A 26,927-nucleotide genomic window follows, 5' to 3' on the forward strand; every position below is an offset into this window, starting at 1 on the left:
CTTCTCCCTTGCTTCAGTCCGTCGTCGGAGGGATCGCGCCCAGAGCGACCCACGCCTCGTCATCCATCCACCCGGGAATCCCGTCCTCCCCGTTGACGCCCTTCTCGATGAACGCGATGTTCCGGAACACCCGCACGCCGACCACGCCGTCCTGTGTCACGGTCGGCTGCTCACCGCTCTTCGGTTCCTGCTCCTGGTGGTGCAGGTCGTCCAGCAGTCTCTTGAGCAACCCGACCGAGGTGTCGGGCCCGGCCTCAGCGCCCGCGGTCCCGCCGAACCTCGGGAAGTAGGACGTCTGCAGATCCTCGATGACGTAGAGGCCACCACTGCGCACATACGGAAACAGCGCCTCGAAGGAGACGCGGACATGCTCGTTCTCGTGGCTGCCGTCGTCGATGACGATGTCGAACGGACCGTGTTCCCGAGCGATGGCGACCAGCGTCTCGGCATTTCCCTGGTCTCCCACCAGAGCGGTCAGCCTGGGCTGGTTCAGAGCGGATTTGTCGAACAGGTCGAGCCCGAATATCTCGCCACGATGGAAGTACTTCTTCCACATCTTGAGGGAGGATCCACCAAGTTCCCCGTCGAACCCGCCGATCCCGATCTCGAGCAGGCGCACCGGCTGGTTCCGGTACGCGGCGAACTGACTCTGGTAGTGGGCCGTGTACCAGTGGAAGCTGGCCCACTTGTCCGATCCGTATGCGACGGAGAGGGCCCCCAGATCGACGTCCCGGACGGTGCACCCGGACAGGAGGGTGCCGGAGGCCAGGTTGGTCGCCGCGAGGATCGCCGGCAGCTCCGACAGGTCGTCGGGCCGGGTCGGCAGGAAGGAGTCGTAGAAGTCCCCGGTACGACGGTGGTCCGCATGCCCGAACAGCCGCCGTAGCAAGTCCTTCACGTCCATGCGCAGTTCGCGCCGGATCACCGACTCCTCGGAGCCGACGATCTCCATCGGCCTGTCCCGGACGATACGGAAGACAACCCGTCGCCGCTCGGTCTCGTGCGTGATGTCCAGCGCGATGTCCACGGGGATCGCGTTGACCGGCTCGTCACAACGGAACAGCACTTCGTCGACCAGGACGCGGACCACCGCTTCGAGACCGGCGTCCTTGAGGAGCCCGGACATCTCCGCGTCCGACGCGGTCCCGGCCTGGATGACACGATCGAGCAGGTCGCTTTCAGTGGACATGTGCGGCCTCTCCCACGGAGTCGTTCCGCGTCTTCGCGTTCCACTTCGACAGGTAGGCCGCAGGGTCGAAGCTTTCCGGTTCGGCCAGCGGGATCACCTCGAACCTCAGGTGGGGACTGACCGGGTTGCTGTACAGGACGGAGAGCAACTCCTCGTGCGAGTCGACGTCGTAGATGTTCAGTCCGCCGGACGCGCCGACCCGGATCCAGCTGTGCCGAATCACACCCTTGTCCACCAACTCCTTCGTGTAGGCGAACCCTTCGGGAAGCCGGCGCAGGAACACCTCGCGCTCGCCCGCCGCGGGGGCCTGCGTCGCCAGTACCGCGAACAACGCCATTCATCCTCCTCGTTGACAGCCGTTCTGTGCCACGTGTCCAGCAGAAAATATGGGGACGCCGTACAGGACCGATCGAACGCGGCTCGAGATCCGCGGTCGGCGGGGAGCACTCCCCTCGCGTCCGGTGCTGCCGGGTCAGTTCCGCTGCTGCGGGTCAGTTCCGCTGCTGCCGGGTCAGTTCCTCCAGGGCGGGCACCACACCGGCGGGGCTCGGCTCGGCCACCATCGCCTCCCGGAGCCGTTGCGCGTCCTCGTGGAAGGAGGGCTTCGTCAGCAGCTGTTCCAGGCCGTCGCGCAGGCCGGCCACCGTGAGCTCGTCCGGCGGCAGGAACAGGCCGGCGCCCAGATCAGCAAGCCGCCGCGCCCGGTACACGTTGTCCCACATGTCGGCGATCACCAGTTGGGGCACCCCGTACACGGCCGCGGTCGACCAGGTCCCGGCACCACCGTGGTGAACCGCGGCCGAGCAGCTCGGCAGGAGGGCGTGCAGCGGCACGAAGTCCGTGACCCGGGTGTTGTCCGGCACCCGCGCCACTTCGGCGCGCTGGGCCTCGGTGAGCGTCGCGACGATCTCGACGTCCAACTCGGCGACCGCCTCGAACAGTTCGTCGAGCGAGACGAGATTCGGATAGGCCATGTCGCGGGAGGTGATGCCCAGCGTGAGACAGATCCGCGGTCGTCGCGGCGGCTCGCGCAGCCAGTCCGGGATGACGGACCGGCCGTTGTACGGCACGTACCGCATCGGTACCGTCGGCCGCCCCAACGGCAGCCGGATACCCTCCGGCATCTGGTCGATGTTCCACTGGCCGACCACCGTCTCCTCGTCGAAGTCGCAGCCGAAGCGGTCGAGCGTCCAGGTCAGCCACTCCTCGAGGGTGTCGTCGTGCAGTTCCTCCGGCAGGAGTTCCATGTGCCGGCGGAACGCCTGGCGCATGCGAAGGAACAGGTCCGGTCCCCACAGCAGTCGGGCGTGCGCGGCCCCGCTGGCCCGTGCGGCCACGGCGCCGGCGAAGGTGAACGGTTCCCAGATCACCAGGTCCGGCTGCCAGTACCGGGCGTAGTCGACGAGTTCGTCCACCATCGCGTCGTTGTTGGCCTGCGCGTAGAAGGTCGCGGTGAGCAGGGTGTTGGCGCCCTTGAGCGACAGGTAGTCGTCGCCGCGCTCCCCCGTGAAGTCGATGTCGCGGTAGAAACCGGTGAGTTCGGCGCCGAGATGGCGTACGAGGTCGTGGTGGACGTGGTCGGTGCCCACGGGCACGGCGGTCAGGCCGGCCCGGGTGATGGTCCCGGTCAGCGCCGGCTGGCTGGCCACCCGGACCTCGTGCCCCGCCGCACGCAACGCCCACGCCAGCGGCACCGCGCCGTTGAAGTGTGCTTCGACGGCGAGCGACGTCATCAGAACGCGCATGGTGCATGCCCTTCCAGGGGGTGGGTGTTCATGGCCACGAGCCTCAGACGCCGACCGGGAACCGGACGATGCCCCGCGTGACGGGGGCACGCAGCCGGCGCACCACAGGGCCGGTCCGCCGCAGGCCGGGCAGGCATGCGGCCAGGACCCGGAGCACCGCGGCCGCCGAGTTCCGGGCCATCGGTGCGACGGAACCGAGAGGCGTTCCGCCCAACAGGGAGAGGTGGCCTCCCGTGGTCTCGCGCCGCAGGTCGAATCGGTCGGGGGAGCGAAGTGTCGCGGCGTCGCGGTTCGCCGCGCCGATGTGCACGACGACCTCGTCGCCCGCGGTGACGGTGCGGCCCGCGAGGTCCAGGGCCTCTCGCGCGACACGGTTGTCGAGCCTGACCGGCGGGTCGTAGCGCAGCGTCTCCTCCACGGCGGCCTCCGCCGACCCGGGACGCGCGCCCAACAGCCGCCACTGCTCCGGATCTTCGAGCAGCGCGAGCATGGTGTTGGCGATCAGGTTCGTCGTCACCTCGACGCCCACCACACACGCCCGCGTCCCCGCGACGATCGTGCCGTCATCGGAACCGGCCGACTCCGCGAGCAGATCTCGAAGGCCCTCGACCGCGCCGTTCAGGGCCAGGGCCCGGGGAAGCGTCGGCGGACACAGCACCGCGTCCAACGCGATCGAGGCCGCGCCGCACCACCGCTCGAACGTGTCACGTCGTCCCGGCGGTACAGCCAGGAGCTCGCTGACCAGTGACACGAGGACCGGGCGCACGACGTCGGAGACCAGGTCGAAGGTGCTGCCCGCCCGGCCCAACTCCGCACGGCACAGCCGCTCGACATCGCCCGCCCGCGGGTTCAGGACCGCCGCCCCGGCGGGCTCGCCGACATCCGTGCTCACCGGTTCGGGACCCGCCACCCCCTGCCCCCACACCGCGCCGAGGCCGAACTCCGGCACACGGGGCTCCAGCCTCGGATCACCGAGGATCTCCGCGCCCAGCGCACGACTTCCGGTGACCCACGCACCGGTGCCGCTGCGGTACAGCGGTCCGAGTGCGCGGATCCGCTCGGCGAGGGCCCGGGGGTCGTCCTCCTCCGCCCGCAGCAGCCGGGCGTAGGGATCTCCGCCGTGTGCGTGCAGCCATTGCATACCTCGCTCGGTCAGCAGGGACCGGCCGAGCTCACTGTGCGTCCGTATCTCCACGTCCCGACTGTGACCCGCGGTGCTCGAAGGGTCCTCTAAGAACCCTCGAACAGCGGGCGGCGGTCGAGCCCTCCTTGAGTGCCGTCCGAGGCGACGGTCCTACCGTCCCAGGACGGCCGGCACCGGCGGCGCGGACGCCGTCCGCGCCGGCTGTGCGGCCGCACCGGACGATCTTCGAGGAGTGATTCATGAAACCGGTCTTGGACGACCGCCGGCTCGCCGACCTGATCACCCTGGCCGACCGTCCCCCCGGCGAGGCCGACGCCGCGATAGCCGACCTGGGAGCTTCGACGGTCGCCGAGGCGCTGCTGGCCGAGGTCTCCTCGCGGGCCCGGCTGCTCTCCGACCCCCCGGAGAAGGTGGCCGTGCAGTTCGATCTCGGTTTCGGCGGCGAGCGGCTGCACTACCTGCTCGCCCTCGGCCCGGGTACCCGGGAGGTGGAGCCGGGCCACGACCCCTTGGCGCCGGTGACATACCGCCAGGACCTGTCGGAACTACTGCGCGCGGTGTTCTCACCGGGCCGTCACGAAGGCACCCGTGAGCTGGTCGTCAAGGACTCCGACGAGCCGCACGGCCTGGCCGCCGACGACCCGTGGCTACGGCAGCGACGCCTTGCCGTGCTGGCCGCCCACCAGGCCACGGATGCCGTCTCCCGGCGGTTCACCGATCTCACGGAACTCGCGGTGCGCTTCGACGCGGACAAGTGGGGCGGCCACTGGTACACCCCGCACTACCAGCAGTACTTCGCGCCCCTGCGGGACCGCCGGGTGAAGGTCCTGGAGATCGGCGTCGGCGGCTACGACGCCCCGGATCTCGGCGGCGCGTCGCTGCGCATGTGGAAGCACTACTTCTGGCGCGGCCAGGTCTACGGCCTAGACCTCTACCCCAAGCAGGGTGTCACCGAGCCCCGCCTGCGCACCGTCCAGGGCGACCAGAGTGACGCCGCGTTCCTCACCGACTTCGCGCGCGAGTACGGTCCGTTCGACGTGGTGATAGACGACGGCAGCCATTTCAGCCAGCATGTCCTCACCTCGTTCTCCGTGCTCTTTCCCCAGGTGCGGCACGGTGGGCTGTACGTCATCGAGGACATGCAGTCCAGCTACTGGCCCGGCTGGGGCGGAAGCACCGACCTGAACGCCTCCGCCACCTCGATGGGCTTCGTCAAGACACTGCTCGACGGGCTCAACCACCAGGAGCAGATCCGGACACCGGACCAGCCGCCCTCACAGACCGAGTCGACGGTGACGGGCATCCACGTGCACCACAACCTCGCCGTGATCGAGAAGGGCGTCAACACCGAGCAGGGCACCCCGGCGTGGGTTCCGCGCACCGAGGACCCGCGGACCTGGTACCCGTCCCAGTCGTGACGCGGGGCGCCCGACGTCAGCCGGTCCGCCGCAGCAGCGCCAGATACATCGCGTCGGTCCCGTGCACATGCGGCCACAGCTGCACGTCCGGGCCCTCTCCGAGGTCGGTCACCCCGGGCAACAGGGGCCGCGCGTCGAGCAGTTCGGCCTCGGGACGCTGCTTGAGCACGTCGTCCACGACGGCCCGCGTCTCGGCGAGATGCGGCGAACAGGTGGCGTAGCCGACGACCCCGCCGACCCGAACGGAGTCCAGCGCGGTGTGCAGCAGGCCCCGCTGCAGCGGGGCGAACCCGTCGAGGTCCGCAGGGCGCCTGCGCCACCGCGCCTCGGGACGCCGCCGCAGGGCGCCCAGGCCGGTGCACGGTACGTCCATCAGCACCCGGTCGAAGGAGCCGGGCCGCCACGGCGGCCGGGTGCCGTCGGCGGCGATGACCTGGTAGGGCCCGGGGTTGCCGTCCAGCGCCTTGGCGACGAGCCCGGCACGGTGCGGCTGCTTCTCGGAGGCGAGCAGGAACGCCCCGCGCTCGGCGGCGAGCGCGGCGAGCAGCGCCGCCTTGCCGCCCGGCCCGGCACATCCGTCGAGCCACTTCTCGTCCCGCCCTTCGAGGGGCGCGTTGGCCAGGGCGAGCGCCACGAGCTGGCTGCCCTCGTCCTGCACGCCGGCCCGGTTGTCCCGCACCGCCTCGATGGCGCCGGGCTCACCGCCCTCGGCCAGCCGTACGGCGTACGGCGACCAGCGCCCCGGCTCGGCGGCCTCCTCGCCGAGCAGCTCCTCGGCGGTGGACCGCCCGGGCCGCGCGACGAGGGTGACCGCGGGCCGCTCGTTGTCGGCCTCCAGGAGCTGCTCGATCCCGGCGCGCCCGCCGCCGAGCGAGTCCCACAGTGCGGAGACGACCCAGCGGGGATGCGAGTGCACGACGGCGAGGTGCTCCTCGGGGTCGTCGTCGTAGGGTGGCGCGACCTTCGCGACCCAGCCGTCGAGGTCGTCCCGCGCGACCTTCCGCAGCACGGCGTTGACGAACTTGGCCCGCCCGTCGCCGAGCACCACCCGGGCGAGCTCGACGGAGGCAGACACGGCGGCGTGCGTCGGGATGCGGGTGCCGAGCAGTTGGTGCACGCCGAGACTGAGCACGTCCAGCACCGGCGGATCGACTTCCCTGAGCGGCCGGTCGACGCAGGCCGCGATGACCGCGTCGTACGTCCCCTGCCGTCGCAGTGTCCCGTACACCAGCTCGGTGGCCAGCGCCGCGTCGCGCCCGTCGAAGTCGCCCTTCTCCCGTGCCTTGCGCAGCAGCGGGGGCAGGACGAGGTTGGCGTACGCGTCCCGCTCGTCCACGGCCCGCAGTGCCTCGAAGGCGAGCATACGGACGGGGTCCTTCTGTGGCCGACGGTAGGGCTTGCCGGTGCCGCGGGGCCGGCGGGGCTGCTCACTCACGAAAAAGGTGCTCCGGATTTCAGAGGGGATACCCACCAAGCGTAAGTCCGCCGGCCCCGGCCTCACGCGCCGAGGGTCTCGCCCTCGCCGATGCGCACCCCGCGCGCCCAGTCGGCCGCCTTCATCGGCTTCTTGCCCTGCGCCTGCACCCACAGCAGCTCGACGGCGTACGAGCCGGTGCCGACGTACACGTCGTTCTTGCCGACGGAGAGAGCGCCGGGCGCGAGGTCGGTCCGCTCGGGCACGGATCGGGCCTGGACGAGCTTGAGCCGCTCGCCCCGGAAGACCGTCCAGGCACCGGGAGCCGGCGTGCAGCCCCGCACCACCCGGTCCACCCGCAGCGCCGGGGTGGCCCAGTCCACCTGGGCGTCCTCGACGGTGATCTTCGGGGCGTGGGTGACGCCGTCGGCGGGCTGCGGTACGGCCTTCAGGGTGCCGTCCGCGATCCCGTCCATGGTCGCGGCGAGCAGCCCGGAGCCCGCGAACGCGAGCCGGGTCAGCAGGTCACCGCTGGTGTCGGTGGGCCGGATCGTCTCGGTGACGGTCCCGTAGACGGGCCCGGAGTCGAGGCCCTCCTCGATCAGGAAGGTCGTGGCACCGGTGAGCTCGTCCCCGGCCATCACGGCGTGCTGCACGGGCGCGGCCCCGCGCCAGGCGGGCAGCAGCGAGAAGTGCAGGTTGACCCAGCCGTGGGCGGGGACGTCCAGGGCCACCCTGGGCAGCAGGGCGCCGTAGGCCACGACCGGGCAGCAATCGGGGGCGATCTCCCTGAGCCGCTCCAGGAACTCCGGGTCCCGCGGCTTGACCGGCTTCAGCACCTCGATTCCGGCCTCCTCCGCCCGCTGGGCGACGGGAGACGCGACCAGCCTCCGCCCACGGCCGGCCGGCGCGTCGGGCCGCGTGACGACGGCGGCCACCTCGTGGTGCTTGGAGGCGAGCAGAGCGTCCAGAGCGGGAACGGCGACCTCGGGGGTGCCGGCGAAGACGAGCTTCATGGGTGGGTTCGGGCCTCTCGGGCGGGGATCGCGGGCAACGCACAAGTGTATGGCGAGGTGTCGCCGCCCGTGGGGCGAGGTGCGTCGCCGGAGTGCGGGACCGCGGGGCCGAGGCGCAAACCCTTAGCCCCCGGCGCACGAATATGCCCATACGCCCCCGGTGCGTGACCAGCGGAGCGCCCACGCGTTGGTCAAGACAGAGTTGACCACAACGGGCCGCACATCGCGCGGCCCATCCTTTTCATCGCCGGTTCGAGAGGCTTGTTCATGGCCGACCACGCAACCCACGACGCCCAGGCTCGGGCCAGCCTGCACTTGCTGGTGCGGGACATCGAGCGGGTCCGCCGGCAGGTGGACGCGCTGCGCACGCTCACCGCCCAGCTGGGCAACGTCTACCGTCCGCGCCGCTCCGGACCCTCCACGGGCTTCGTCGTCTACGGACGTGCTCCCGCCCCGACGGTCCGTCTCGCCCAGGAGCTGCGGGACAGTGTCGAGACCCTGGTCACGGCCGCCGTGGACTTCGACCGCTCACTCGGCTTCTCTTGGGACGCGGTGGGTTCAGCCCTCGGAGTCACCAAGCAGGCGGTGCACCGCCGTTACGGAGCGCGCCGCGCCGCCGCCCAGACGACGACCGAGCCCGAGCGGACGCCGGACCCTGCGGGTTCCCGCACGGTCGTGAGCACCGGCATCCCCGCCGTGCCCACGGTCCCCGCCGCCCGCTCGATGCCGACCCAGCCGACGGCAGGCAGCCCGTCCCTCCGGGACGAGGCGAGGCCCACGGCTTTCCCGGCCCCGCGCAACGGCTGACGGCTGACGGCTGACGGCTAACGGCTAACGGCTAACGGTCGCCGTTTCTCCCCTCCCTGCCTGCCCTCCCTGCCCTCCCGGCGCATCCGGGAGGGCAGTCGCATGTTCCGGCCGATGACCCGCCAGGGCCGCGCGCCCCGTCTCCCTCACCCGATATCGGGTGGATCGACCCGCACCCGAACCGCCGTCTCCCCGCTCCCGCCACCGCCTCCACGAGCCATCCGCGCCGCCTGCGCCGCCTTCAGCGCGGACGCCAGCGCCGCACCCGTCCCCGGCGGTACCCGGATCAGCACCCGCTCCCAGTGCTCGCCGGGAGGCGGCGCCCCCACCCGGCGCGGGCGCCCCGCAGCCGTGAAAGGTACTGGCACAGGCCCTAGGACCTCGGCTTCCGAAGGCAGTTCCACCGCTCCGAGAAACTCGGCGAGCGCCTCCGCGGTCCCCGACACGGCCGCCATCCTCGACACCGGAGGGAAGCCCAGCTCGGCCCGCTCGGAAAGCTCGCGTACCGCGTGGCCGACGGGGTCCCACCGCACGAGCGCCTGCACGGGACGCAGGGTGGGCTCGGCCACGGCCACGACGGTGCCGCCCGCACCCTGCGGCCGTACCAGGGCCGCCGCCGCGATCCACCGCCTGAGCGCGTCCTCACCAGCACGCAGGTCGGGCCGCCCCAGCATGGCCCAGCCGTCCAGCAGCAGCGCGGCCGCGTACCCGCCCTCGGCGACGGGCTCGGCCCCCGGGGTGCTCACCACCAGTGCGGGCGCCGACGTCACGGTGTCCAGCACCTGCTCGCGCCCGGAGGTCCGCACCGGTACGGCAGGAAAGGCCCGCCCCAGCTCCTCCGCGGTCCGCCGCGCCCCCACGACCTGCGCCCGCAGCCGGAACGCCCCGCACTCCGGGCAGTGCCAGGCACCCTCGTCCCGCCCGCACCAGCCACACCGCAGGGCGGCCCCGGACTCCTGTGCCTCCAGAGGCCCGGCACAGTGCCTACAGCGGGCCGGCGCCCGGCAGTTAGCGCACGCCATCCGGGGCACGTATCCCCGCCTCGGCACCTGGACCAGCACCGGCCCGTGCTTCAGCCCCTCTCTGACGACCTGCCAGGCGAGGGTGGGCAGCCGGGCGGCCCGGGCGGCCTCGTCCCGCGCGAGATCCTGGTCCCCGACGGTCCGCACGAGGGGAGCGGCGGCCCGCACCTGCTCCCGCCCGGCCACCAGGGGCCGGGCCCATCCACTCTCCACGAGCTGGGCGGCCTCGACAGTGCAGCTCCAACTACCCAACAGGAAAGCGCACTTGTCCTGGGCCGCCCGCAGCAGCAGCACCTCACGCGCATGAGGCTGCGGGGCGTGCTGCTCGCTGTGGCTGTCGTCGCCGTCGTCCCAGATGGCGACCAGACCGAGATCCTGCACGGGGGCGAACATCGCGGCCCGTGTCCCCACGACGGCCCGCACCGCCCCCCGCCGCACGGCCAGCCACTCCCGGTACCGCTTCTCGGGCCCTGCGTCGGCGGTCAGCACGGCGTGCCGCCCCTCCCCCAGCAACGCCGTCAGCGCGGCGTCCACCCGCGCGACCGCCCGTCCGTCCGGCAGCACGACCAGCGCACCGCGCCCGGATGCCAGTGTCGCCGCCACCGCCCGCGCCAGCTCCTCGCTCCACTGCGGCCCGGGCAACGCGTTCCAGACGGCCCGCGGCGCACCGCCGGAGGCCAACGCCTCCAAGAACGCGCTCCCGTGCTCGTACCGCCCCCAGGACCCCGCGTCGGGCGCGCCCGGCGGTGGCAGCGGCGCCGGCGAGGGTCGCTGCTCGGCCCGCGCGCTGCGCGGCGGCACGGCGAGCTGGAGCACGTCGGCGAGGCTGCCGGCGTACCGATCGGCCACGGCCCGGGCCAGCCCCAGCAGCTCCCCGCCGAGCACCGGCTCCGGCGACACGACCTGGGCCAGCGCGGCCAGCGGCCCGGAGTAGTCCGACTCGGCCAGCCGCTCGACGAGAAACCCGTCGATCAGCCCGCCGCCCTCACGCCGCCCGTCCCGCACCCGATGCCGCCCGGCCCCGAACCGCACCCTGACCCGCACCCCCGGCTGCGCGTCGGCGTCCAGCTCCCGCGGCACGGCGTAGTCGAAGTACCGGTCGAGGTGCAGTACACCCTTGTCGACCAGCACCCGGGCCACCGGCAGTTCCTCGGCGAGCGCGGCCCCCCGCCAGGTCCGCGGCTTGGCCCGGGGCTCCTTCGCCTTCCGCACACTCTCCCGAACCAGCGCAAGCTGCTCAGGCGGCGCCCCCGCCCCACCGTCCACCGACCCGTCCTCGCTGCTCACCCTTGCATTCTTACCAAACCCCTCTGACATCCGACGGTGCCCGAGGTTCGCCGGCGGCGGGACGCAAGCAGTCCTCTCGCGGGTGAGAAACCGGACGGGTCCGGCACTCTCCCGTGGGAGTGTGCCGGACCCGTTGAGCAGTCAGGGGGATGGACCTACAGCCCCGCGGCCTTCCGCAGCGCGTCCACCCGGTCCGTCGTCTCCCACGTGAACTCGGGCAGCTCGCGGCCGAAGTGACCGTACGCCGCGGTGCGGGCGTAGATCGGGCGCAGCAGGTCGAGGTCGCGGATGATGGCGGCCGGACGCAGGTCGAAGACCTCGTCGATGGCCTTCTCGATCTTCTCGGTGTCGATCTTGGCGGTACCGAAGGTCTCCACGAACAGGCCGACCGGCTCGGCCTTGCCGATCGCGTACGCCACCTGCACCTCGCAGCGCGAGGCCAGACCCGCGGCGACCACGTTCTTGGCGACCCAGCGCATCGCGTACGCCGCCGAACGGTCCACCTTGGACGGGTCCTTGCCGGAGAACGCGCCGCCACCGTGGCGGGCCATGCCGCCGTACGTGTCGATGATGATCTTCCGGCCGGTCAGACCCGCGTCACCCATCGGGCCGCCGATCTCGAAGCGGCCGGTGGGGTTCACCAGCAGCCGGTAGTTCTCGGTGTCGAGCTTGATGCCCTCATCGAGCAGCGCCTTCAGCTCCGGCTCGACGACGAACTCGCGGATGTCCGGGGCGAGCAGCGACTCCAGGTCGATGTCCGACGCGTGCTGCGAGGAGACCACCACCGTGTCCAGACGGACCGCCTTGTCACCGTCGTACTCGATGGTGACCTGGGTCTTTCCGTCCGGGCGCAGGTAGGGGATCGTGCCGTTCTTGCGGACCTCGGACAGGCGGCTGGACAGCCGGTGGGCGAGGAAGATCGGCAGCGGCATCAGGGTGGGGGTCTCGTCGGTGGCGTAACCGAACATCAGACCCTGGTCACCCGCGCCCTGGCGGTCCAGCTCGTCCTCGTCGCCCTCGACCCGGGACTCGTAGGCGGTGTCGACGCCCTGGGCGATGTCCGGGGACTGTGCGCCGATGGACACCGAGACACCGCAGGAGGCGCCGTCGAAGCCCTTCTTCGAGGAGTCGTAGCCGATCTCCAGGATCTTGTCGCGGACCAGCTGGGCGATCGGTGCGTAGGCCTTGGTCGTGACCTCACCGGCCACGTGCACCAGGCCGGTCGTGATCAGCGTCTCGACGGCGACGCGAGAGGTCGGGTCCTCGCGCAGAAGCGCGTCGAGAATGGTGTCGCTGATCTGGTCAGCGATCTTGTCGGGGTGGCCCTCGGTCACAGACTCCGAGGTGAACAGGCGACGGGACACAACGCTCCCTGGGGTTGCAGCGGCTGCTGGCTGATCATGGGCGGACGGGACGGGGGCTGCGCCCGGCGTCGTCCGAGAACAGTTTATCGGTCGCGCTCGGCCGACGGCCCCCCTGTCTCGCCTCTCGGGAGGGCTGTGACCTGCGGCACGGGCATTCTGCCCGGTCCCGAGCGGGCTTGGCCAGGGGGCCACGCCCCAATGTGTGAGGTTTGGGGGGAGCGCGAAACGAATGAAACATTCACCCCAGCCGTGCGACCACCAGGTCCCACACGGTTTCGGCCAGGGCTTCCTTCGGGCCGTACGGCACCGGGGTCTCACTGCCGTCGGCGCCCAGCACCACCGCCTCGTTCTCCTCCGAGCCGAAGGTCTTGCGCTCCCCCACCTCGTTCACCACGAGGAGGTCACAGCCCTTGCGCCGGAGCTTCGTGCGCCCGTTGGCCAGCACGTCGTCCGTCTCGGCGGCGAAGCCGACGACCACCTGGCCGGGGCGGGCGCGGTCGGCCGAGATCTCCGCGAGGATGTCCGGATTCCGTACGAGGACGACGGGGTCCGGGTCCTGACCGTCCCTCTTCTTGATCTTGCCGGCCGCGTAGGTCTCGGGCCGGAAGTCGGCGACCGCCGCGGCCATGACGACCGCGTCCGCGTCCGCGGCGGCCTTCACCACCGCCTCGCGCAGCTGTACGGCGGTCCCGACGGGGACGACGTCCACGCCGGCCGGGTCGGGCAGACCGGTGTTGGCGGCCACCAGCGTGACCCGGGCGCCCCGCGCGGCGGCGGTTCGGGCGAGGGCGTATCCCTGCTTGCCGGAGGAGCGGTTGCCGAGGAAGCGGACCGGGTCGAGGGGCTCGCGGGTGCCGCCGGCGCTGACGACGACATGCCGCCCGGTGAGGTCCGGCTCCGTCACGCCTCTGGCCAGCACACGGCGGCAGACCTCGAAGATCTCGGCGGGATCGGGCAGCCGGCCCTTGCCGGTGTCGACGCCGGTGAGGCGGCCGACGGCCGGCTCGATGACGACCGCGCCCCGGCGGCGCAGTGTCGCCACGTTCTCCTGGGTGGCCGGGTGCTCCCACATCTCGGTGTGCATGGCGGGGGCGAAGACGACCGGACAACGGGCGGTGAGCAGGGTGTTGGTGAGCAGGTCGTCGGCGAGGCCGTGGGCCGCCTTGGCGAGCGTGTCCGCGGTGGCCGGGGCGACGACCACCAGGTCGGCGTGCTGGCCGATGCGGACGTGCGGCACCTCGTGGACGTCGTCCCAGACCTCGGTCGAGACCGGCTTGCCGGAGAGCGCGGACCAGGTGGCGGCTCCGACGAAGTGCAGGGCCGAGGCGGTCGGCACCACCCGGACGTCGTGCCCGGACTCGGTCAGTCTGCGCAGCAGCTCACAGGCCTTGTACGCGGCGATGCCACCGCTGACCCCGAGAACGACCTTCGGCTTGTCCACCGTCTCTCCCCGCACGTCGGAAACGTACGACGCGGCTCCCGCCGTACGACTCCATCACACACCACAGGCCCGACAGTCGTGCTGCCGGGCCTGTGGAAAAGCTCATCGCAAGCTGAAAATACTACTGCGCCGGGCCCTCGATGGCCTCGGACGTCAGCAGACCCGCGTTGATCTCACGCAGGGCGATCGACAGCGGCTTCTCGTGGACGTGGGTGTCGACGAGCGGACCGACGTACTCGAGGAGGCCCTCGCCGAGCTGCGAGTAGTACGCGTTGATCTGGCGGGCCCGCTTGGCCGCGTAGATCACGAGGCTGTACTTCGAGTCCGTGGCCTCGAGAAGCTCGTCGATCGGCGGGTTGATGATGCCCTCGGGCGCGGAGATGGAAGAGGACACGCTCTACCTTCCGATGGATGGGAAAAGATCAGTCATGATCACACAACTTTCATCAAGGCTAGCAGCTCGCGCGCTACATCCTCGACGGAGGTGTTGACCAGGGTCACGTCGAACTCCGGCTCGGCCGCCAGTTCGACCTTGGCCGCCTTCAGGCGGCGCTCGATCACCTCGGGCGGCTCGGTGCCCCGTCCGGTGAGTCTGCGCACGAGTTCCTCCCAGGAGGGAGGAGCCAGGAACACCAGCTGGGCGTCCTTCATGGAGTCACGGACCTGCCGGGCGCCCTGGAGATCGATCTCCAGGAGCACGGGCTCGCCCGCCTCCAGGCGCTCCAGCACGGCCGCACGCGGCGTGCCGTAGCGGTTGCCGGCGAATTCGGCCCACTCCAGCAGCTCACCGTTGGCGATCAGCTTGTCCATCTCCTCGTCGGTGACGAAGAAGTACTGGACCCCGTGCTTCTCCCCGGGGCGGGGCTTGCGGGTCGTCGCCGACACCGAGAGCCAGACCTCGGGGTGTTCCTTGCGCATATGAGCGACGACCGTGCTCTTGCCGACCCCGGAGGGGCCGGAGAGCACGGTCAGCCGCGGACGTTCACTCATGCAGCGATTATTCCAGCAATCCCGGAGTGCCCGGGACTCCCTTCCCGGAGTACCCCTCGGGGTACCCCCCGGGATCAGGAGCCGGTGCTGCCGAACTCACGCTCCAGGGAAGCGATCTGGTTGGAACCGAGGCCGCGTACACGACGGCTCTCGGAGATGCCGAGTCGCTCCATGATCTGCTTGGCGCGGACCTTGCCCACGCCAGGCAGCGACTCGAGCAGGGCGGAGACCTTCATCTTGCCGATGACGTCGTTCTCCTGGCCCTGCTTGATGACCTCATGCAGGGAGGCGCCGGAGTGCTTGAGTCGATTCTTGACCTCGGCCCGCTCCCGGCGAGCCGCGGCGGCCTTTTCGAGCGCGGCTGCGCGCTGTTCAGGGGTAAGGGGCGGAAGAGCCACGCCTACGTCACCTCGGATGTCGAACTGTCGGATACGGACCGGTGAGGAACCTAGTCGCCCCACACCTGGGGAGCTACGAGCAACACGCTTGCCCGTTCTCCCCCACTGCCTTAAAAGCGTGGGAGGTGCCCCCACTCGTCGGAGACTAGCGGCCAAGTCCGCCAGAGTCAGCGAGAACAGCGGAAAAGTCCTGGTCAGCCTCCGTCAGGACGGACATTTCAGACATAATGCCCCGGATTTGAGAATGTATTCAGGCTCAAGTCGACTCCGAGCCACTCATCGGAGGACTCGGGCGACCGGCTCGAACGCCGGCGACGACCGTCACGAAAGCCTCAGACGGCTGCGACGGCGGCCCTGATCTCCTCCGCGAACCGCTCCGCCGCGGCGCGCAGCGCTGCCACGTCGGGACCGTGCCGCAGCACACCCCGGCTGACGTTCGGCACGACGTTGCGCACGGCGGTGCCGAACACCCCGGGCAGGTCGGCCGGGGTGGCCCCCTGGGCGCCGATGCCGGGCGCCAGCAGCGGGCCGTTGATGTCCAGGTCGTACGACGACAGGTCGCCGAGCGTGGCGCCCACGACGGCCCCGAAGGACCCCAGGGGCCTCTCTCCCGCGTTCTCGGCCGTCAGGTGGGCCAGGATCGTCGCTCCGACGTCCCGGCCGTCCGGGCGGACGGCGTGCTGGATCTCGCCGCCCTCCGGGTTCGAGGTCAGCGCGAGCACGAACAGTCCGGTCCCGTTCTCCCGCGCGAGCTCGACGGCCGGCGCCAGCGAGCCGTAGCCGAGGTACGGCGAGACGGTCAGCGCGTCGGAGAAGAGCGGGGCGTCCTTGTGGAGGAAGGACTCGGCGTACGCGGCCATGGTCGAGCCGATGTCGCCGCGCTTGGCGTCCATCACGACCAGCGCGCCGGCCTCCCGCGCCTCGGCGACCGACTTCTCCAGGACGGCGACACCGCGCGACCCGAAGCGCTCGAAGAAGGCGCTCTGCGGCTTGAGGACGGCGACCCGGTCCGCCATCGCCTCCACGACCGTACGGCTGAACCGCTCCAGGCCCGCCACGTCGTCGTTCAGACCCCACTCGGTGAGCAGGGAGGCGTGCGGGTCGATGCCGACGCACAGGGGGCCGCGCTCGTCCATGGAGCGGCGCAGCCGGGCACCGAAGGACTCGATCATGCCGTCTTCCTCACGTCGGCGCCGACCGCGTCGGCGAGGCTCTCGTAGGGGCTCGTACGCAGGCGTGCGGCGAGTCCCTTGTGGATGGCGCGGCCCCAGAAGGGGCCTTCGTAGACGAAGGCGCTGTAGCCCTGGACCAGGGTGGCGCCCGCCAGGATGCGCTGCCAGGCGTCCTCGGCGTTCTCGACTCCCCCGACGCCCACGAGGGTGATCCGGTCCCCCACGCGCGCGTAGAGGCGGCGCAGCACCTCCAGGGAGCGGGCCTTGAGCGGTGCCCCGGACAGCCCTCCGGTCTCCTTCACCAGGCCGGGGTCGCTGGTCAGGCCGAGTCCCTCGCGCGCGATGGTGGTGTTGGTGGCGATGATCCCGTCCAGGCCCAGTTCCACGGCCAGGTCCGCGACGGCGTCGACGTCCTCGTCGGCCAGGTCGGGCGCGATCTTCACCAGGAGCGGGACGCGGCGCGAGGTCACCGTGCGGTCGGCCGCCTCGCGGACGGCGCTCAGGAGGGGACGCAGGTGGTCCACCGCCTGCAGGTTGCGCAGCCCCGGGGTGTTCGGCGACGACACGTTCACGACCAGGTAGTCGGCGTACGGCGCCAGCCGCTCGGCCGACTTCACGTAGTCGCCGACGGCCTCCTCCTCCGGGACCACCTTGGTCTTGCCGATGTTGACGCCGACGACCGTCCTGAAGACGGGCGTACGGGAGGCCAGGCGGGCGGCGACGGCCAGGGAGCCGTCGTTGTTGAAGCCCATGCGGTTGATCAGCGCGCGGTCCTTGACGAGCCGGAACAGCCGCTTCTTGGGGTTGCCCGACTGGGCCTCCCCCGTGACGGTGCCGATCTCGACGTGGTCGAAGCCGAGCATCGACATGCCGTCGATGGCGACGGCGTTCTTGTCGAAGCCGGCGGCGAGCCCGAAGGGGCCGTGCATCCGCAGCCCGAAGGCCTCCGTGCGCAGCTCCTTGTGGCGGGGCGCGAGGGCCGCCGCGACGAAGGTGCGCAGCACGGGGATGCGGACGGCCAGCCGGATCCAGCGGAAGGCCAGGTAGTGGGCCTGCTCCGGGTCCATCCGGGTGAACACCAGGCGGAAGAAAAGCTTGTACATCTCTGCGTGTCCTCTAAAGCTCGATGCGCCTCATGAAGAGGGGGACACCGTTTCCGGTGTCCCCCTCAGGGCTGCTAGTCGCGGGCCGCGGTCAGGTGTCGCGCGTGTTCCTGGAGCGAACGCACGCCCACGTCACCGTGGTTGAGGGCGTCGATGCCCTGGACGGCCGCGGCGAGCGCCTGGACCGTCGTCAGACACGGGACCGACCTCGCCACCGCCGCCGTACGGATCTCGTAGCCGTCGAGGCGGCCACCGGTGCCGTAGGGGGTGTTGACGATGAGGTCGACCTCGCCGTCGTGGATGAGCTGGACGATGGTCTTCTCGCCGTTCGGGCCGATGCCCTCGGACTGCTTGCGCACGACCGTGGCGTTGATGCCGTTGCGCTTGAGGACCTCGGCCGTGCCGGAGGTGGCGAGCAGTTCGAAGCCGTGGGCGACCAGTTCGCGCGCCGGGAAGATCATCGAACGCTTGTCGCGGTTGGCGACGGAGATGAAGGCGCGGCCCTTGGTGGGCAGCGGGCCGTAGGCTCCGGCCTGCGACTTGGCGTACGCCGTGCCGAAGACCGAGTCGATGCCCATGACCTCACCGGTGGAACGCATCTCCGGGCCGAGGACGGTGTCCACGCCGCGCCCGTGGATGTCACGGAAGCGGGTCCACGGCATGACGGCCTCCTTGACGGAGATCGGCGCGTCCAGCGGTAGTTCGCCGCCGTCACCGGTCGCCGGGAGCAGCCCCTCGGCCCGCAGCTCGGCGACGGTCGCCCCCAGGGAGATCCGGGCGGCGGCCTTCGCCAGCGGCACCGCGGTCGCCTTCGAGGTGAAGGGGACGGTGCGGGAGGCACGCGGGTTGGCTTCGAGGACGTACAGGATGTCGCCGGCCATGGCGAACTGGATGTTGATCAGGCCCCGCACCCCGACGCCCTTGGCGATGGCCTCCGTGGAGGCCCTCAGGCGCTTGATGTCGAAGCCGCCCAGGGTGATCGGGGGCAGCGCGCACGCCGAGTCGCCGGAGTGGATGCCGGCCTCCTCGATGTGCTCCATGACGCCGCCGAGGTAGAGCTCCTGGCCGTCGTAGAGCGCGTCCACGTCGATCTCGATCGCGTCGTCGAGGAAGCGGTCGACCAGCACCGGCCGGGAAGGGCTGATCTCGGTCGACTCGGCGATGTAGGACGACAGCCGGGTCTCGTCGTAGACGATCTCCATGCCGCGCCCGCCGAGGACGTAGGACGGCCGTACGAGGACCGGGTAGCCGATCTCGTCGGCGATGGCCTTGGCCTCGGAGAAGGTCGTGGCGGTGCCGTGCTTGGGGGCCGGCAGGCCCGCCTCGGCGAGCACGCGGCCGAAGGCGCCGCGGTCCTCGGCGGCGTGGATGGCCTCCGGGGAGGTGCCCACGATCGGCACGCCGTTGTCCTTGAGCGCCTGCGACAGGCCCAGCGGGGTCTGGCCACCGAGCTGCACGATCACGCCCGCGACGGGGCCGGCCAGCGACTCCGCGTGGACGATCTCCAGTACGTCCTCCAGCGTCAGCGGCTCGAAGTACAGCCGGTCGGAGGTGTCGTAGTCCGTGGAGACGGTCTCCGGGTTGCAGTTGACCATCACGGTCTCGTACCCGGCGTCGGACAGCGCGAAGGACGCGTGGACGCAGGAGTAGTCGAACTCGATGCCCTGGCCGATGCGGTTGGGGCCGGAGCCGAGGATGATGACGGCCGGCTTCTCGCGGGGGGCGACCTCGTTCTCCTCGTCGTAGGAGGAGTAGAAGTACGGCGTCTTCGCGGCGAACTCGGCGGCGCAGGTGTCGACCGTCTTGTACACCGGGCGGACGCCCAGCGCGTGCCGCACCTCGCGCACGACGTCCTCGCGCAGCCCCCGGATCTCGCCGATCTGCTGGTCGGAGAAGCCGTGCCGCTTGGCTTCGGCGAGCAGCTCGCGGGTCAGTTCCGGCGCCTCGGTCAGCTCGTCGGCGATCTCCTTGATCAGGAAGAGCTGGTCGACGAACCACGGGTCGATCTTCGTGAACTCGAAGACCTCCTCGGGCGTGGCGCCGGCGCGGATGGCCTGCATGACGGTGTTGATGCGGCCGTCGGTCGGGCGCACGGCCTCGGTGAGCAGCTCGGCCTTGTCGCCGGGCTCGCCGACGAAGGTGAACTGGCTGCCCTTCTTCTCCAGCGAGCGCAGCGCCTTCTGGAAGGCCTCGGTGAAGTTGCGGCCGATCGCCATGGCCTCGCCGACCGACTTCATGGTCGTGGTGAGGGTGGAGTCGGCGGAGGGGAACTTCTCGAAGGCGAATCGGGGAGCCTTCACGACCACGTAGTCGAGCGTCGGCTCGAAGGAGGCCGGGGTCTGCTCGGTGATGTCGTTCGGGATCTCGTCGAGGGTGTAGCCGACGGCGAGCTTCGCGGCGATCTTGGCGATCGGGAAGCCGGTCGCCTTGGAGGCGAGAGCCGAGGAGCGCGACACGCGCGGGTTCATCTCGATGACGATCACCCGACCGTCCTCGGGGTTCACCGCGAACTGGATGTTGCAGCCGCCGGTGTCGACGCCGACCTCACGGATGACGGCGATACCGATGTCCCGCAGTGTCTGGTACTCGCGGTCGGTCAGCGTCATCGCGGGCGCCACGGTGATCGAGTCGCCGGTGTGCACGCCCATGGGGTCGAAGTTCTCGATGGAGCAGACGACCACGACGTTGTCGTGCTTGTCGCGCATCAGCTCCAGCTCGTACTCCTTCCAGCCGAGGATGGACTCCTCCAGGAGCACCTCGGTGGTCGGGGAGAGCGTGAGGCCCTGGCCGGCGATCCGGCGCAGCTCCTCCTCGTCGTGCGCGAAGCCGGAGCCGGCGCCGCCCATGGTGAAGGACGGGCGGACGACGACGGGGTAGCCGCCGAGCGTCTCGACGCCGTTGAGGACGTCGTCCATGGAGTGGCAGATCACGGACCGGGCCGACTCGCCGTGCCCGATCTTCTTCCTGACCTCCTCCACGACGTCCTTGAAGAGGTCGCGGTCCTCACCCTTGTTGATCGCCTCGACGTTGGCGCCGATCAGCTCGACGCCGTACTTGTCGAGGGTTCCGGCATCGTGCAGCGAGATCGCCGTGTTGAGGGCCGTCTGACCGCCCAGGGTGGGCAGCAGCGCGTCGGGGCGCTCCTTGGCGATGATCTTCTCGACGAACTCGGGCGTGATCGGCTCGACGTAGGTGGCGTCGGCGATCTCCGGGTCGGTCATGATCGTCGCCGGGTTGGAGTTGACCAGGATGACCCTGAGCCCCTCGGCGCGCAGGATGCGGCACGCCTGGGTGCCGGAGTAGTCGAACTCGGCGGCCTGGCCGATGACGATCGGGCCGGAGCCGATGACCAGGACGGACTGGATATCGGTGCGCTTAGGCACGCTGGCCCTCCATCAGGGATACGAAGCGGTCGAACAGGTACGCGGCGTCGTGCGGGCCGGCTGCCGCTTCGGGGTGGTACTGGACGCTGAAGGCGGGGCGGTCGAGGAGCTGGAGCCCCTCCACCACGTTGTCGTTGAGGCACACGTGGGAGACCTCGGCGCGGCCGTAGGGGGTCTCGGCGGCCCCGTCGAGCGGGGCGTCGACGGCGAAGCCGTGGTTGTGCGCGGTGACCTCGACCTTGCCGGTCGTACGGTCCTGCACCGGCTGGTTGATGCCGCGGTGGCCGTACTTCAGCTTGTACGTGCCGAAGCCGAGGGCGCGGCCCAGGATCTGGTTGCCGAAGCAGATGCCGAACAGGGGCGTGCCGCGCTCCAGGACGCCCTGCATGAGGGAGACCGGGTGGTCGGCGGTGGCCGGGTCGCCGGGCCCGTTGGAGAAGAACACACCGTCGGGCCGGACGGCGTAGACGTCCTCGATGCTCGCCGTCGCGGGCAGCACGTGCACCTCGATGCCGCGCTCGGCCATGCGGTGCGGGGTCATGCCCTTGATGCCGAGGTCCACGGCGGCGACGGTGAACTTCTTGTCGCCGATCGCGGGGACGACGTAGGGCTCCTTGGTGGCGACCTCGGCGGAGAGGTTCGCGCCCTTCATCTCGGGGGCCTGGCGCACCTCGCTGAGCATGGTGCCGTCGTCGGGGAGCGCGTTGCCGGAGAAGATGCCGACGCGCATGGCGCCGCGCTCGCGCAGGTGGCGGGTGAGCGCGCGGGTGTCGATCCCGGAGATGCCGACCACGCCCTGCTCGCGCAGTTCGTCGTCGAGCGAGCGGCGGGAGCGCCAGTTGGACGGCACGCGCGCGGGGTCGCGCACGACGTATCCGGCGACCCAGATCCGCTTCGACTCGGGGTCCTCGTCGTTGACGCCGGTGTTGCCGACGTGCGGGGCGGTCATCACGACCACCTGGCGGTGGTACGACGGGTCGGTGAGGGTCTCCTGGTAGCCGGTCATGCCGGTGGAGAAGACGGCTTCGCCGAAGGTCACCCCCACGGCCCCGTAGGCGCGGCCGCGGAAGATCCGGCCGTCCTCCAGGACGAGTACCGCGGGAGCCTTGGCGGCTCCCCTTGTGGAGGTCGTCATCGTGCGCCTTCCGTTTCCGTTTTGTTGATCATTGAGTTGATGGCCTCGACCCACTCGTTGTGCTCGGCCGCGTGGTCGGAGCGGAACCCGGAGTCGATCAGCCTCTCGCCGTGTGCCCAGGTCACGATGAGGAGCCCGCCCTCGGTGAGGACCTTGCCGGCGATGCCCTTGTCGAGCCGGGCCTCACGCAGGACCTCGCGAGGAACGAAGAAGTCCGCCGCTCCCGGGCGTACGACGTCCAGGCCCGCGTCCGTCAGCGTGAGCTCGACCCTGCTGCGGGTGCCCAGGCCGTGCGCCACGATGCGGTCCAGCCACTGTCCCGCGGTGGTGGAGCCGTGGTAGCGGCCGCTCATCGTCAGTCTCGCCTCGCCTGGCTCTTCCGGCGCGGCAGACAGCTCGGGCAGGTCACCCTGGAGGGTGCCGCGCCATTTCCAGCCCTCGCGCATCAGCCAGTAGACGAGCGCGACGAAGAGGGCGAGTCCGACGAGCCAGCCGACGCGGGCGGCCCAGTCGGTCACCTCGGCCGACTTCTGTTCGGCCGCGAGTGAGGCACCGAGTCCGGTCGTGAGCAGAGTTGCAGGTGTCACGTGAGCTTCCCGTCGACGAGCGTGGCCTTGCCCCTGAGCCACGTGTGCGTGACACGGCCCGGCAGCTCGCGACCCTCGTAGGGGGTGTTGCGGCTGCGCGAGGCGAAGCCCGCGGGGTCCACGGACCCACGGTATTCCGTGTCGACGAGGGTGAGGTTGGCGGGCTCACCTGCCGAGACGGGACGGCCGTGGCCCTTGGCCTGTCCGATCGCGGCGGGCCTGAACGACATGCGGTCGGCGACCTGGGCCCAGGTGAGCAGTCCGGTGTCGACCATCGTGTCCTGGACCACGGACAGGGCGGTCTCCAGGCCGACCATGCCCATGGCGGCCGCGGCCCACTCGCAGTCCTTGTCCTCGTGCGGGTGCGGGGCGTGGTCGGTGGCGACGATGTCGATCGTGCCGTCGGCGAGGGCCTCGCGCAGGGCGAGCACGTCCCGCTCGGTGCGCAGCGGCGGGTTGACCTTGTAGACCGGGTTGTAGGTGCGCACCAGCTCATCCGTGAGGAGGAGGTGGTGCGGGGTGACCTCGGCGGTGACGTCGATGCCGCGGGACTTCGCCCAGCGCACGATCTCCACCGATCCGGCGGTCGACAGGTGGCAGATGTGGACGCGGGAGCCGACGTGCTCGGCGAGCAGGACGTCCCGGGCGATGATCGATTCCTCGGCCACCGCGGGCCAGCCCCCGAGCCCCAGCTCGGCGGAGACGACGCCCTCGTTCATCTGGGCGCCCTCGGTCAGGCGCGGCTCCTGCGCGTGCTGGGCGACGACGCCGCCGAAGGCCTTCACGTACTCCAGCGCCCGGCGCATGATCACGGCGTCGTCGACGCACTTGCCGTCGTCGGAGAAGACGGTGACGCCGGCGGCCGACTCGTGCATGGCGCCCAGCTCGGCGAGCTTCCTGCCCTCCAGGCCCACGGTGACGGCGCCGATGGGCTGTACGTCGCAGTAGCCGTGCTCCTGGCCGAGCCGGTAGACCTGCTCGACCACGCCGGCGGTGTCGGCGACCGGGAAGGTGTTGGCCATGGCGAACACGGCGGTGTATCCGCCGGAGGCGGCCGCGCGCGTGCCGGTCAGCACGGTCTCGGAGTCCTCGCGGCCGGGCTCGCGCAGATGGGTGTGCAGGTCGACGAGCCCCGGCAGCAGCACCTTGCCGGCGGCCTCGACGACCTCGGCCCCCTCGGCGGACAGACCGGCGCCCACCTCGGCGATGGTCCCGCCGTCGATCAGGACGTCCTGCGGCTCGCCGCCGAGCACCTTCGCACCACGGATCAGGATCTTGCTCATGTGTCTTACTTCTCCTCGATACGGGTGTGGGAGACGGCGGGTTCGTTGCCGCCCAGCAGCAGGTACAGGACGGCCATCCGGATGGAGACCCCGTTGGCGACCTGCTCGACGACGGTGCATCGGTCGGAGTCGGCGACCTCGGCGGTGATCTCCATGCCTCGGACCATCGGACCGGGGTGCATCACCACGGCGTGCTCGGGCATCCGCGCCATCCGCTCGCCGTCCAGTCCGTAGCGCCGTGCGTACTCGCGCTCGGTGGGGAAGAATGCCGCGTTCATACGCTCGCGCTGGACGCGCAGCATCATCACCGCGTCGGACTTCGCCAGCGTGCTGTCCAGGTCGTAGGAGATCTCGCAGGGCCAGGTCTCGACGCCCACCGGCACCAGGGTGGGCGGGGCGACCAGGGTGACGTCCGCCCCGAGGGTGTGCAGCAGGTCGACGTTGGAACGGGCGACCCGGCTGTGCAGGATGTCGCCGACGATCGTGATGCGCTTGCCGGCGAGGTCCTGCCCGAGCCCGGCGTCCCGGCCGACGAGCCGGCGGCGCATGGTGAACGCGTCCAGCAGCGCCTGGGTGGGGTGCTGGTGGGTGCCGTCGCCGGCGTTGATGACGGCGGCGTCGATCCAGCCGGAGTTGGCGAGGCGGTAGGGGGCCCCGGAGGCGCCGTGCCGGATGACGACGGCGTCCACGCCCATGGCTTCGAGGGTCTGGGCGGTGTCCTTCAGGGACTCGCCCTTGGAGACGCTCGACCCCTTGGCGGTGAAGTTGATGACGTCCGCGGACAGGCGCTTCTCGGCGGCCTCGAAGGAGATCCGGGTCCGGGTGGAGTCCTCGAAGAACAGGTTGACGACGGTACGGCCGCGCAGGGTCGGCAGTTTCTTGATCGGCCGGTCGGCGACCCGGGCCATCTCCTCGGCGGTGTCGAGGATGAGGACGGCGTCGTCGCGGGTGAGGTCGGCGGCCGAGATGAGATGACGCTGCATCTGTCAGGCTCCGTAAGGCAGTTCAGGAGAATTCGGGCATGCGGGCGCGCGGCGGCGCGCTCAGGGGCGTACGACTGAGCGCTACTGCTGCTCGCCCGGGGCGGTCTGCTTCACACCGAGCAGCACGGTGTCGCGACCGTCCTCCTCGGCGAGCTGGACCTTGACCGTCTCCCGCAGCGACGTGGGGAGGTTCTTGCCGACGTAGTCGGCGCGGATCGGCAGTTCGCGGTGGCCTCTGTCGACGAGGACCGCGAGCTGGACCGCGCGGGGGCGCCCGATGTCGTTCAGGGCGTCGAGGGCGGCTCGGATGGTGCGGCCGGAGAACAGCACGTCGTCGACGAGGACGACCAGCCTGCCGTCGATGCCGTCACCGGGGATGTCGGTGCGGGCCAGCGCACGCGGCGGGTGCATGCGGAGGTCGTCGCGGTACATGGTGATGTCGAGGGAGCCGACCGGGATCTTGCGGTCGGTGATCTCCTCGAGCTTGGCGGCGAGCCGCTGGGCGAGGAAGACGCCCCGGGTCGGGATGCCGAGGAGCACCACGTCGTCGGCGCCCTTGGCGCGCTCGACGATCTCGTGGGCGATGCGGGTCAGTACCCGTGCGATGTCAGGGCCTTCGAGCACCGGCCTTGCATCGGACGCTTGAGTGTCCATAAGAAACGGACCTCCTTCTCCGCCTCACGGGACGGACCTTAAAGGACGTCGGATTTGCGCCATCCACGGTAGCAGGCCCAAACGACGCCCCTGATCACCCCCTTGGCCCAACCGGTGACCGATACCACGGAAGCGCCGGTGCGGACCATTCGGCTTGACGCGGCAGAGTAACGCTGCGTAACCTCACAGTGAGTTACCAGCCGCGCGGCACGGAACCAAGCCGGACCGCGTCGACACAGTGTCCGGGGAGCTATATGTCCAGCGAATACGCCAAACAGCTCGGGGCCAAGCTCCGGGCCATCCGCACCCAGCAGGGCCTTTCCCTCCACGGTGTCGAGGAGAAGTCCCAGGGACGCTGGAAGGCCGTGGTCGTCGGTTCCTACGAGCGCGGTGACCGCGCCGTGACCGTACAGCGCCTTGCCGAGCTGGCGGATTTCTACGGGGTTCCCGTGCAGGAGCTGCTGCCGGGCACCACTCCGGGCGGCGCCGCCGAGCCGCCGCCGAAGCTGGTCCTGGACCTGGAGCGGCTGGCCCACGTGCCGGCCGAGAAGGCGGGCCCCCTGCAGCGGTATGCCGCCACGATCCAGTCCCAGCGCGGTGACTACAACGGCAAGGTGCTCTCGATCCGTCAGGACGACCTGCGCACACTCGCCGTCATCTACGACCAGTCGCCCTCGGTCCTCACCGAGCAGCTGATCAGCTGGGGCGTCCTGGACGCCGACGCGCGCCGTGCGGTGGCGTCGCACGAGGAGAGCTGACCCGCTCCCCACCTCAGCAGAAACGTGCCGCCGGGGTGGCCGGAACTTCACGGTTCCGGCCACCCCGGCGGCTTTCTGCGGGCCTGGAGGGGCTCCTGGGTACACGGACGCCCCGCATGGTCGCGGACACGCCAGAGGGCCCGCAGCGTCACCGCTGCGGGCCCTCTGGCAATACGTGACGTCGCCGCCCGGTCGTTCCCTCTCACGCCTCGCGGCGCAGCGAGGGCTTGAGGTCCTTGAACCGGCCGAGCAGGCCGTTCACGAACGAGGGCGACTCGTCCGTGGAGAACTCCTTGGCCATCTGCACCATCTCGTCGAGCACGACGGCGTCCGGAGTCTCGTCCGCCCAGATCAGCTCGTAGGCACCGAGACGCAGGATGTTGCGGTCGACGACCGGCATCCGGTCGAGCGTCCAGCCGACCGAGTACTGCGCGATCAGCTCGTCGATACGGGTCGCGTGCTGCGCGTACCCCTCGACCAGCTGCATCGTGTACTCGCTCACCGGCGGCTGCCGGGTGTCGTCCCGGGAGAGCCGGATCCAGTCCGCGAGGACCGTCAGGACATCCGCGCCGCGCTGGTCGCCCTCGAAGAGGATCTGGAAGGCGCGCTTGCGGGCCGTGTTGCGGGCAGCCAC

The 26,927-nt window shown here is 70.7% G+C and carries 24 protein-coding genes; 3 read left to right on the forward strand and 21 right to left on the reverse strand.

Features of this window, described 5'->3' with window-relative positions:
- Window positions 1-13: 13 nt before the first annotated feature.
- From AQJ84_RS25000 to AQJ84_RS25015, 4 genes are all read right to left on the reverse strand, one after another.
- A complete protein-coding gene (locus AQJ84_RS25000) occupies window positions 14-1,189 on the reverse strand; it encodes a class I SAM-dependent methyltransferase (protein ID WP_030038570.1) in 1,176 nt (391 codons plus the stop codon).
- Window positions 1,179-1,526 carry a muconolactone Delta-isomerase family protein gene (locus AQJ84_RS25005; protein WP_051869600.1) on the reverse strand — a complete coding sequence of 116 codons (348 nt, stop codon included), beginning with the start codon at window positions 1,524-1,526 and terminating at the stop codon, window positions 1,179-1,181. Before AQJ84_RS25005 ends, AQJ84_RS25000 begins: the two co-directional genes overlap by 11 nt.
- A 154-nt stretch (window positions 1,527-1,680) precedes the next feature.
- A complete protein-coding gene (locus tag AQJ84_RS25010; protein ID WP_053192392.1) occupies window positions 1,681-2,934 on the reverse strand; it encodes an activator-dependent family glycosyltransferase in 1,254 nt (417 codons plus the stop codon).
- Between the two features lie 43 nt (window positions 2,935-2,977).
- Window positions 2,978-4,129: a cytochrome P450 family protein gene (locus tag AQJ84_RS25015; protein ID WP_030038566.1), complete on the reverse strand. Its 1,152-nt coding sequence runs from the start codon at window positions 4,127-4,129 to the stop codon at window positions 2,978-2,980.
- 188 nt (window positions 4,130-4,317) lie between these two features.
- Between AQJ84_RS25015 and AQJ84_RS25020 the strand changes: the two genes are divergently transcribed.
- Window positions 4,318-5,496, forward strand: a complete 1,179-nt coding sequence (locus AQJ84_RS25020) for a class I SAM-dependent methyltransferase (protein WP_030038565.1) — start codon at window positions 4,318-4,320, stop codon at window positions 5,494-5,496.
- Between the two features lie 16 nt (window positions 5,497-5,512).
- Here AQJ84_RS25020 and AQJ84_RS25025 read toward each other — a convergent pair whose 3' ends face one another.
- Window positions 5,513-6,931 (reverse strand): RsmB/NOP family class I SAM-dependent RNA methyltransferase, encoded by a 1,419-nt coding sequence (locus AQJ84_RS25025; protein ID WP_030038564.1) that lies wholly within the window; start codon window positions 6,929-6,931, stop codon window positions 5,513-5,515.
- Between the two features lie 62 nt (window positions 6,932-6,993).
- Window positions 6,994-7,926 (reverse strand): methionyl-tRNA formyltransferase, encoded by a 933-nt coding sequence (gene fmt, locus AQJ84_RS25030; protein WP_030038563.1) that lies wholly within the window; start codon window positions 7,924-7,926, stop codon window positions 6,994-6,996.
- A 267-nt stretch (window positions 7,927-8,193) separates the two neighbouring features.
- Here fmt and AQJ84_RS25035 point away from each other — a divergent pair, with 267 nt between their 5' ends.
- Window positions 8,194-8,733: a hypothetical protein gene (locus AQJ84_RS25035; protein WP_030038562.1), complete on the forward strand. Its 540-nt coding sequence runs from the start codon at window positions 8,194-8,196 to the stop codon at window positions 8,731-8,733.
- 146 nt (window positions 8,734-8,879) lie between these two features.
- Here the strand turns inward: AQJ84_RS25035 and AQJ84_RS25040 are convergent, their stop codons facing one another.
- The 14 genes from AQJ84_RS25040 to pyrR all read right to left on the reverse strand — a co-directional run bounded on the left by AQJ84_RS25040 (window position 8,880) and on the right by pyrR (window position 25,535).
- Window positions 8,880-11,042 (reverse strand): primosomal protein N', encoded by a 2,163-nt coding sequence (locus tag AQJ84_RS25040; RefSeq protein WP_053192390.1) that lies wholly within the window; start codon window positions 11,040-11,042, stop codon window positions 8,880-8,882.
- 155 nt (window positions 11,043-11,197) lie between these two features.
- Window positions 11,198-12,406, reverse strand: a complete 1,209-nt coding sequence (gene metK, locus AQJ84_RS25045) for a methionine adenosyltransferase (protein WP_030038560.1) — start codon at window positions 12,404-12,406, stop codon at window positions 11,198-11,200.
- Window positions 12,407-12,644: 238 nt separating this feature from the next.
- Window positions 12,645-13,847: a bifunctional phosphopantothenoylcysteine decarboxylase/phosphopantothenate--cysteine ligase CoaBC gene (gene coaBC, locus AQJ84_RS25050; RefSeq protein ID WP_030038559.1), complete on the reverse strand. Its 1,203-nt coding sequence runs from the start codon at window positions 13,845-13,847 to the stop codon at window positions 12,645-12,647.
- Window positions 13,848-13,968: 121 nt separating this feature from the next.
- Window positions 13,969-14,241, reverse strand: a complete 273-nt coding sequence (gene rpoZ, locus AQJ84_RS25055; protein ID WP_003977348.1) for a DNA-directed RNA polymerase subunit omega — start codon at window positions 14,239-14,241, stop codon at window positions 13,969-13,971.
- Window positions 14,242-14,279: 38 nt separating this feature from the next.
- Window positions 14,280-14,837, reverse strand: a complete 558-nt coding sequence (gene gmk / locus AQJ84_RS25060) for a guanylate kinase (protein WP_030038558.1) — start codon at window positions 14,835-14,837, stop codon at window positions 14,280-14,282.
- 74 nt (window positions 14,838-14,911) lie between these two features.
- On the reverse strand, window positions 14,912-15,235 hold the full coding sequence (locus AQJ84_RS25065) for an integration host factor (protein ID WP_003977346.1): 324 nt from the start codon (window positions 15,233-15,235) through the stop codon (window positions 14,912-14,914).
- Window positions 15,236-15,567: 332 nt separating this feature from the next.
- Entirely contained in the window at window positions 15,568-16,407 is an 840-nt protein-coding gene (pyrF, locus tag AQJ84_RS25070) for an orotidine-5'-phosphate decarboxylase (protein WP_030038557.1), read from the reverse strand.
- Entirely contained in the window at window positions 16,404-17,510 is a 1,107-nt protein-coding gene (locus AQJ84_RS25075) for a quinone-dependent dihydroorotate dehydrogenase (RefSeq protein ID WP_053192388.1), read from the reverse strand. Before AQJ84_RS25075 ends, pyrF begins: the two co-directional genes overlap by 4 nt.
- 74 nt (window positions 17,511-17,584) lie before the next feature.
- The gene (gene carB / locus AQJ84_RS25080) at window positions 17,585-20,893 is read right to left on the reverse strand and encodes a carbamoyl-phosphate synthase large subunit (protein WP_030038555.1); all 3,309 of its coding nucleotides are present in this window, start codon (window positions 20,891-20,893) and stop codon (window positions 17,585-17,587) included.
- Window positions 20,886-22,028, reverse strand: coding sequence for a glutamine-hydrolyzing carbamoyl-phosphate synthase small subunit (gene carA, locus AQJ84_RS25085; protein WP_030038554.1), 1,143 nt, complete (start codon window positions 22,026-22,028; stop codon window positions 20,886-20,888). Before carA ends, carB begins: the two co-directional genes overlap by 8 nt.
- Window positions 22,025-22,615: a PH-like domain-containing protein gene (locus tag AQJ84_RS25090; RefSeq protein ID WP_051869598.1), complete on the reverse strand. Its 591-nt coding sequence runs from the start codon at window positions 22,613-22,615 to the stop codon at window positions 22,025-22,027. The genes carA and AQJ84_RS25090 overlap by 4 nt, the downstream gene beginning before the upstream one ends.
- Window positions 22,612-23,898, reverse strand: coding sequence for a dihydroorotase (locus AQJ84_RS25095; protein ID WP_030038552.1), 1,287 nt, complete (start codon window positions 23,896-23,898; stop codon window positions 22,612-22,614). The genes AQJ84_RS25090 and AQJ84_RS25095 overlap by 4 nt, the downstream gene beginning before the upstream one ends.
- 5 nt (window positions 23,899-23,903) lie before the next feature.
- Window positions 23,904-24,881, reverse strand: a complete 978-nt coding sequence (locus AQJ84_RS25100) for an aspartate carbamoyltransferase catalytic subunit (protein ID WP_030038551.1) — start codon at window positions 24,879-24,881, stop codon at window positions 23,904-23,906.
- A gap of 81 nt (window positions 24,882-24,962) precedes the next feature.
- A complete protein-coding gene (gene pyrR / locus AQJ84_RS25105) occupies window positions 24,963-25,535 on the reverse strand; it encodes a bifunctional pyr operon transcriptional regulator/uracil phosphoribosyltransferase PyrR (RefSeq protein WP_030038550.1) in 573 nt (190 codons plus the stop codon).
- Between the two features lie 254 nt (window positions 25,536-25,789).
- Between pyrR and bldD the strand changes: the two genes are divergently transcribed.
- Window positions 25,790-26,293 carry a transcriptional regulator BldD gene (gene bldD, locus AQJ84_RS25110; protein ID WP_030038549.1) on the forward strand — a complete coding sequence of 168 codons (504 nt, stop codon included), beginning with the start codon at window positions 25,790-25,792 and terminating at the stop codon, window positions 26,291-26,293.
- Between the two features lie 202 nt (window positions 26,294-26,495).
- Here bldD and nusB read toward each other — a convergent pair whose 3' ends face one another.
- Complete coding sequence (gene nusB / locus AQJ84_RS25115) at window positions 26,496-26,927, reverse strand: transcription antitermination factor NusB (protein WP_030038548.1); 432 nt, start codon at window positions 26,925-26,927, stop codon at window positions 26,496-26,498.

The organism is Streptomyces resistomycificus (assembly GCF_001514265.1).
Classification (GTDB): Bacteria; Actinomycetota; Actinomycetes; order Streptomycetales; family Streptomycetaceae; genus Streptomyces; species Streptomyces resistomycificus.

What these genes read in the sequence shown, in the direction of transcription:
- AQJ84_RS25035 (WP_030038562.1), top strand. Translation starts at nt 8,194, where the DNA reads ATGGCCGACCACGCAACCCACGACGCCCAGGCTCGGGCCAGCCTGCAC.
- AQJ84_RS25075 (WP_053192388.1), bottom strand. Translation starts at nt 17,510, where the DNA reads ATGTACAAGCTTTTCTTCCGCCTGGTGTTCACCCGGATGGACCCGGAG.
- pyrF (WP_030038557.1), bottom strand. Translation starts at nt 16,407, where the DNA reads ATGATCGAGTCCTTCGGTGCCCGGCTGCGCCGCTCCATGGACGAGCGC.
- AQJ84_RS25100 (WP_030038551.1), bottom strand. Translation starts at nt 24,881, where the DNA reads ATGCAGCGTCATCTCATCTCGGCCGCCGACCTCACCCGCGACGACGCC.
- AQJ84_RS25000 (WP_030038570.1), bottom strand. Translation starts at nt 1,189, where the DNA reads ATGTCCACTGAAAGCGACCTGCTCGATCGTGTCATCCAGGCCGGGACC.
- bldD (WP_030038549.1), top strand. Translation starts at nt 25,790, where the DNA reads ATGTCCAGCGAATACGCCAAACAGCTCGGGGCCAAGCTCCGGGCCATC.
- carA (WP_030038554.1), bottom strand. Translation starts at nt 22,028, where the DNA reads ATGACGACCTCCACAAGGGGAGCCGCCAAGGCTCCCGCGGTACTCGTC.
- AQJ84_RS25020 (WP_030038565.1), top strand. Translation starts at nt 4,318, where the DNA reads ATGAAACCGGTCTTGGACGACCGCCGGCTCGCCGACCTGATCACCCTG.
- AQJ84_RS25010 (WP_053192392.1), bottom strand. Translation starts at nt 2,934, where the DNA reads ATGCGCGTTCTGATGACGTCGCTCGCCGTCGAAGCACACTTCAACGGC.
- pyrR (WP_030038550.1), bottom strand. Translation starts at nt 25,535, where the DNA reads ATGGACACTCAAGCGTCCGATGCAAGGCCGGTGCTCGAAGGCCCTGAC.
- gmk (WP_030038558.1), bottom strand. Translation starts at nt 14,837, where the DNA reads ATGAGTGAACGTCCGCGGCTGACCGTGCTCTCCGGCCCCTCCGGGGTC.
- fmt (WP_030038563.1), bottom strand. Translation starts at nt 7,926, where the DNA reads ATGAAGCTCGTCTTCGCCGGCACCCCCGAGGTCGCCGTTCCCGCTCTG.
- AQJ84_RS25095 (WP_030038552.1), bottom strand. Translation starts at nt 23,898, where the DNA reads ATGAGCAAGATCCTGATCCGTGGTGCGAAGGTGCTCGGCGGCGAGCCG.
- AQJ84_RS25005 (WP_051869600.1), bottom strand. Translation starts at nt 1,526, where the DNA reads ATGGCGTTGTTCGCGGTACTGGCGACGCAGGCCCCCGCGGCGGGCGAG.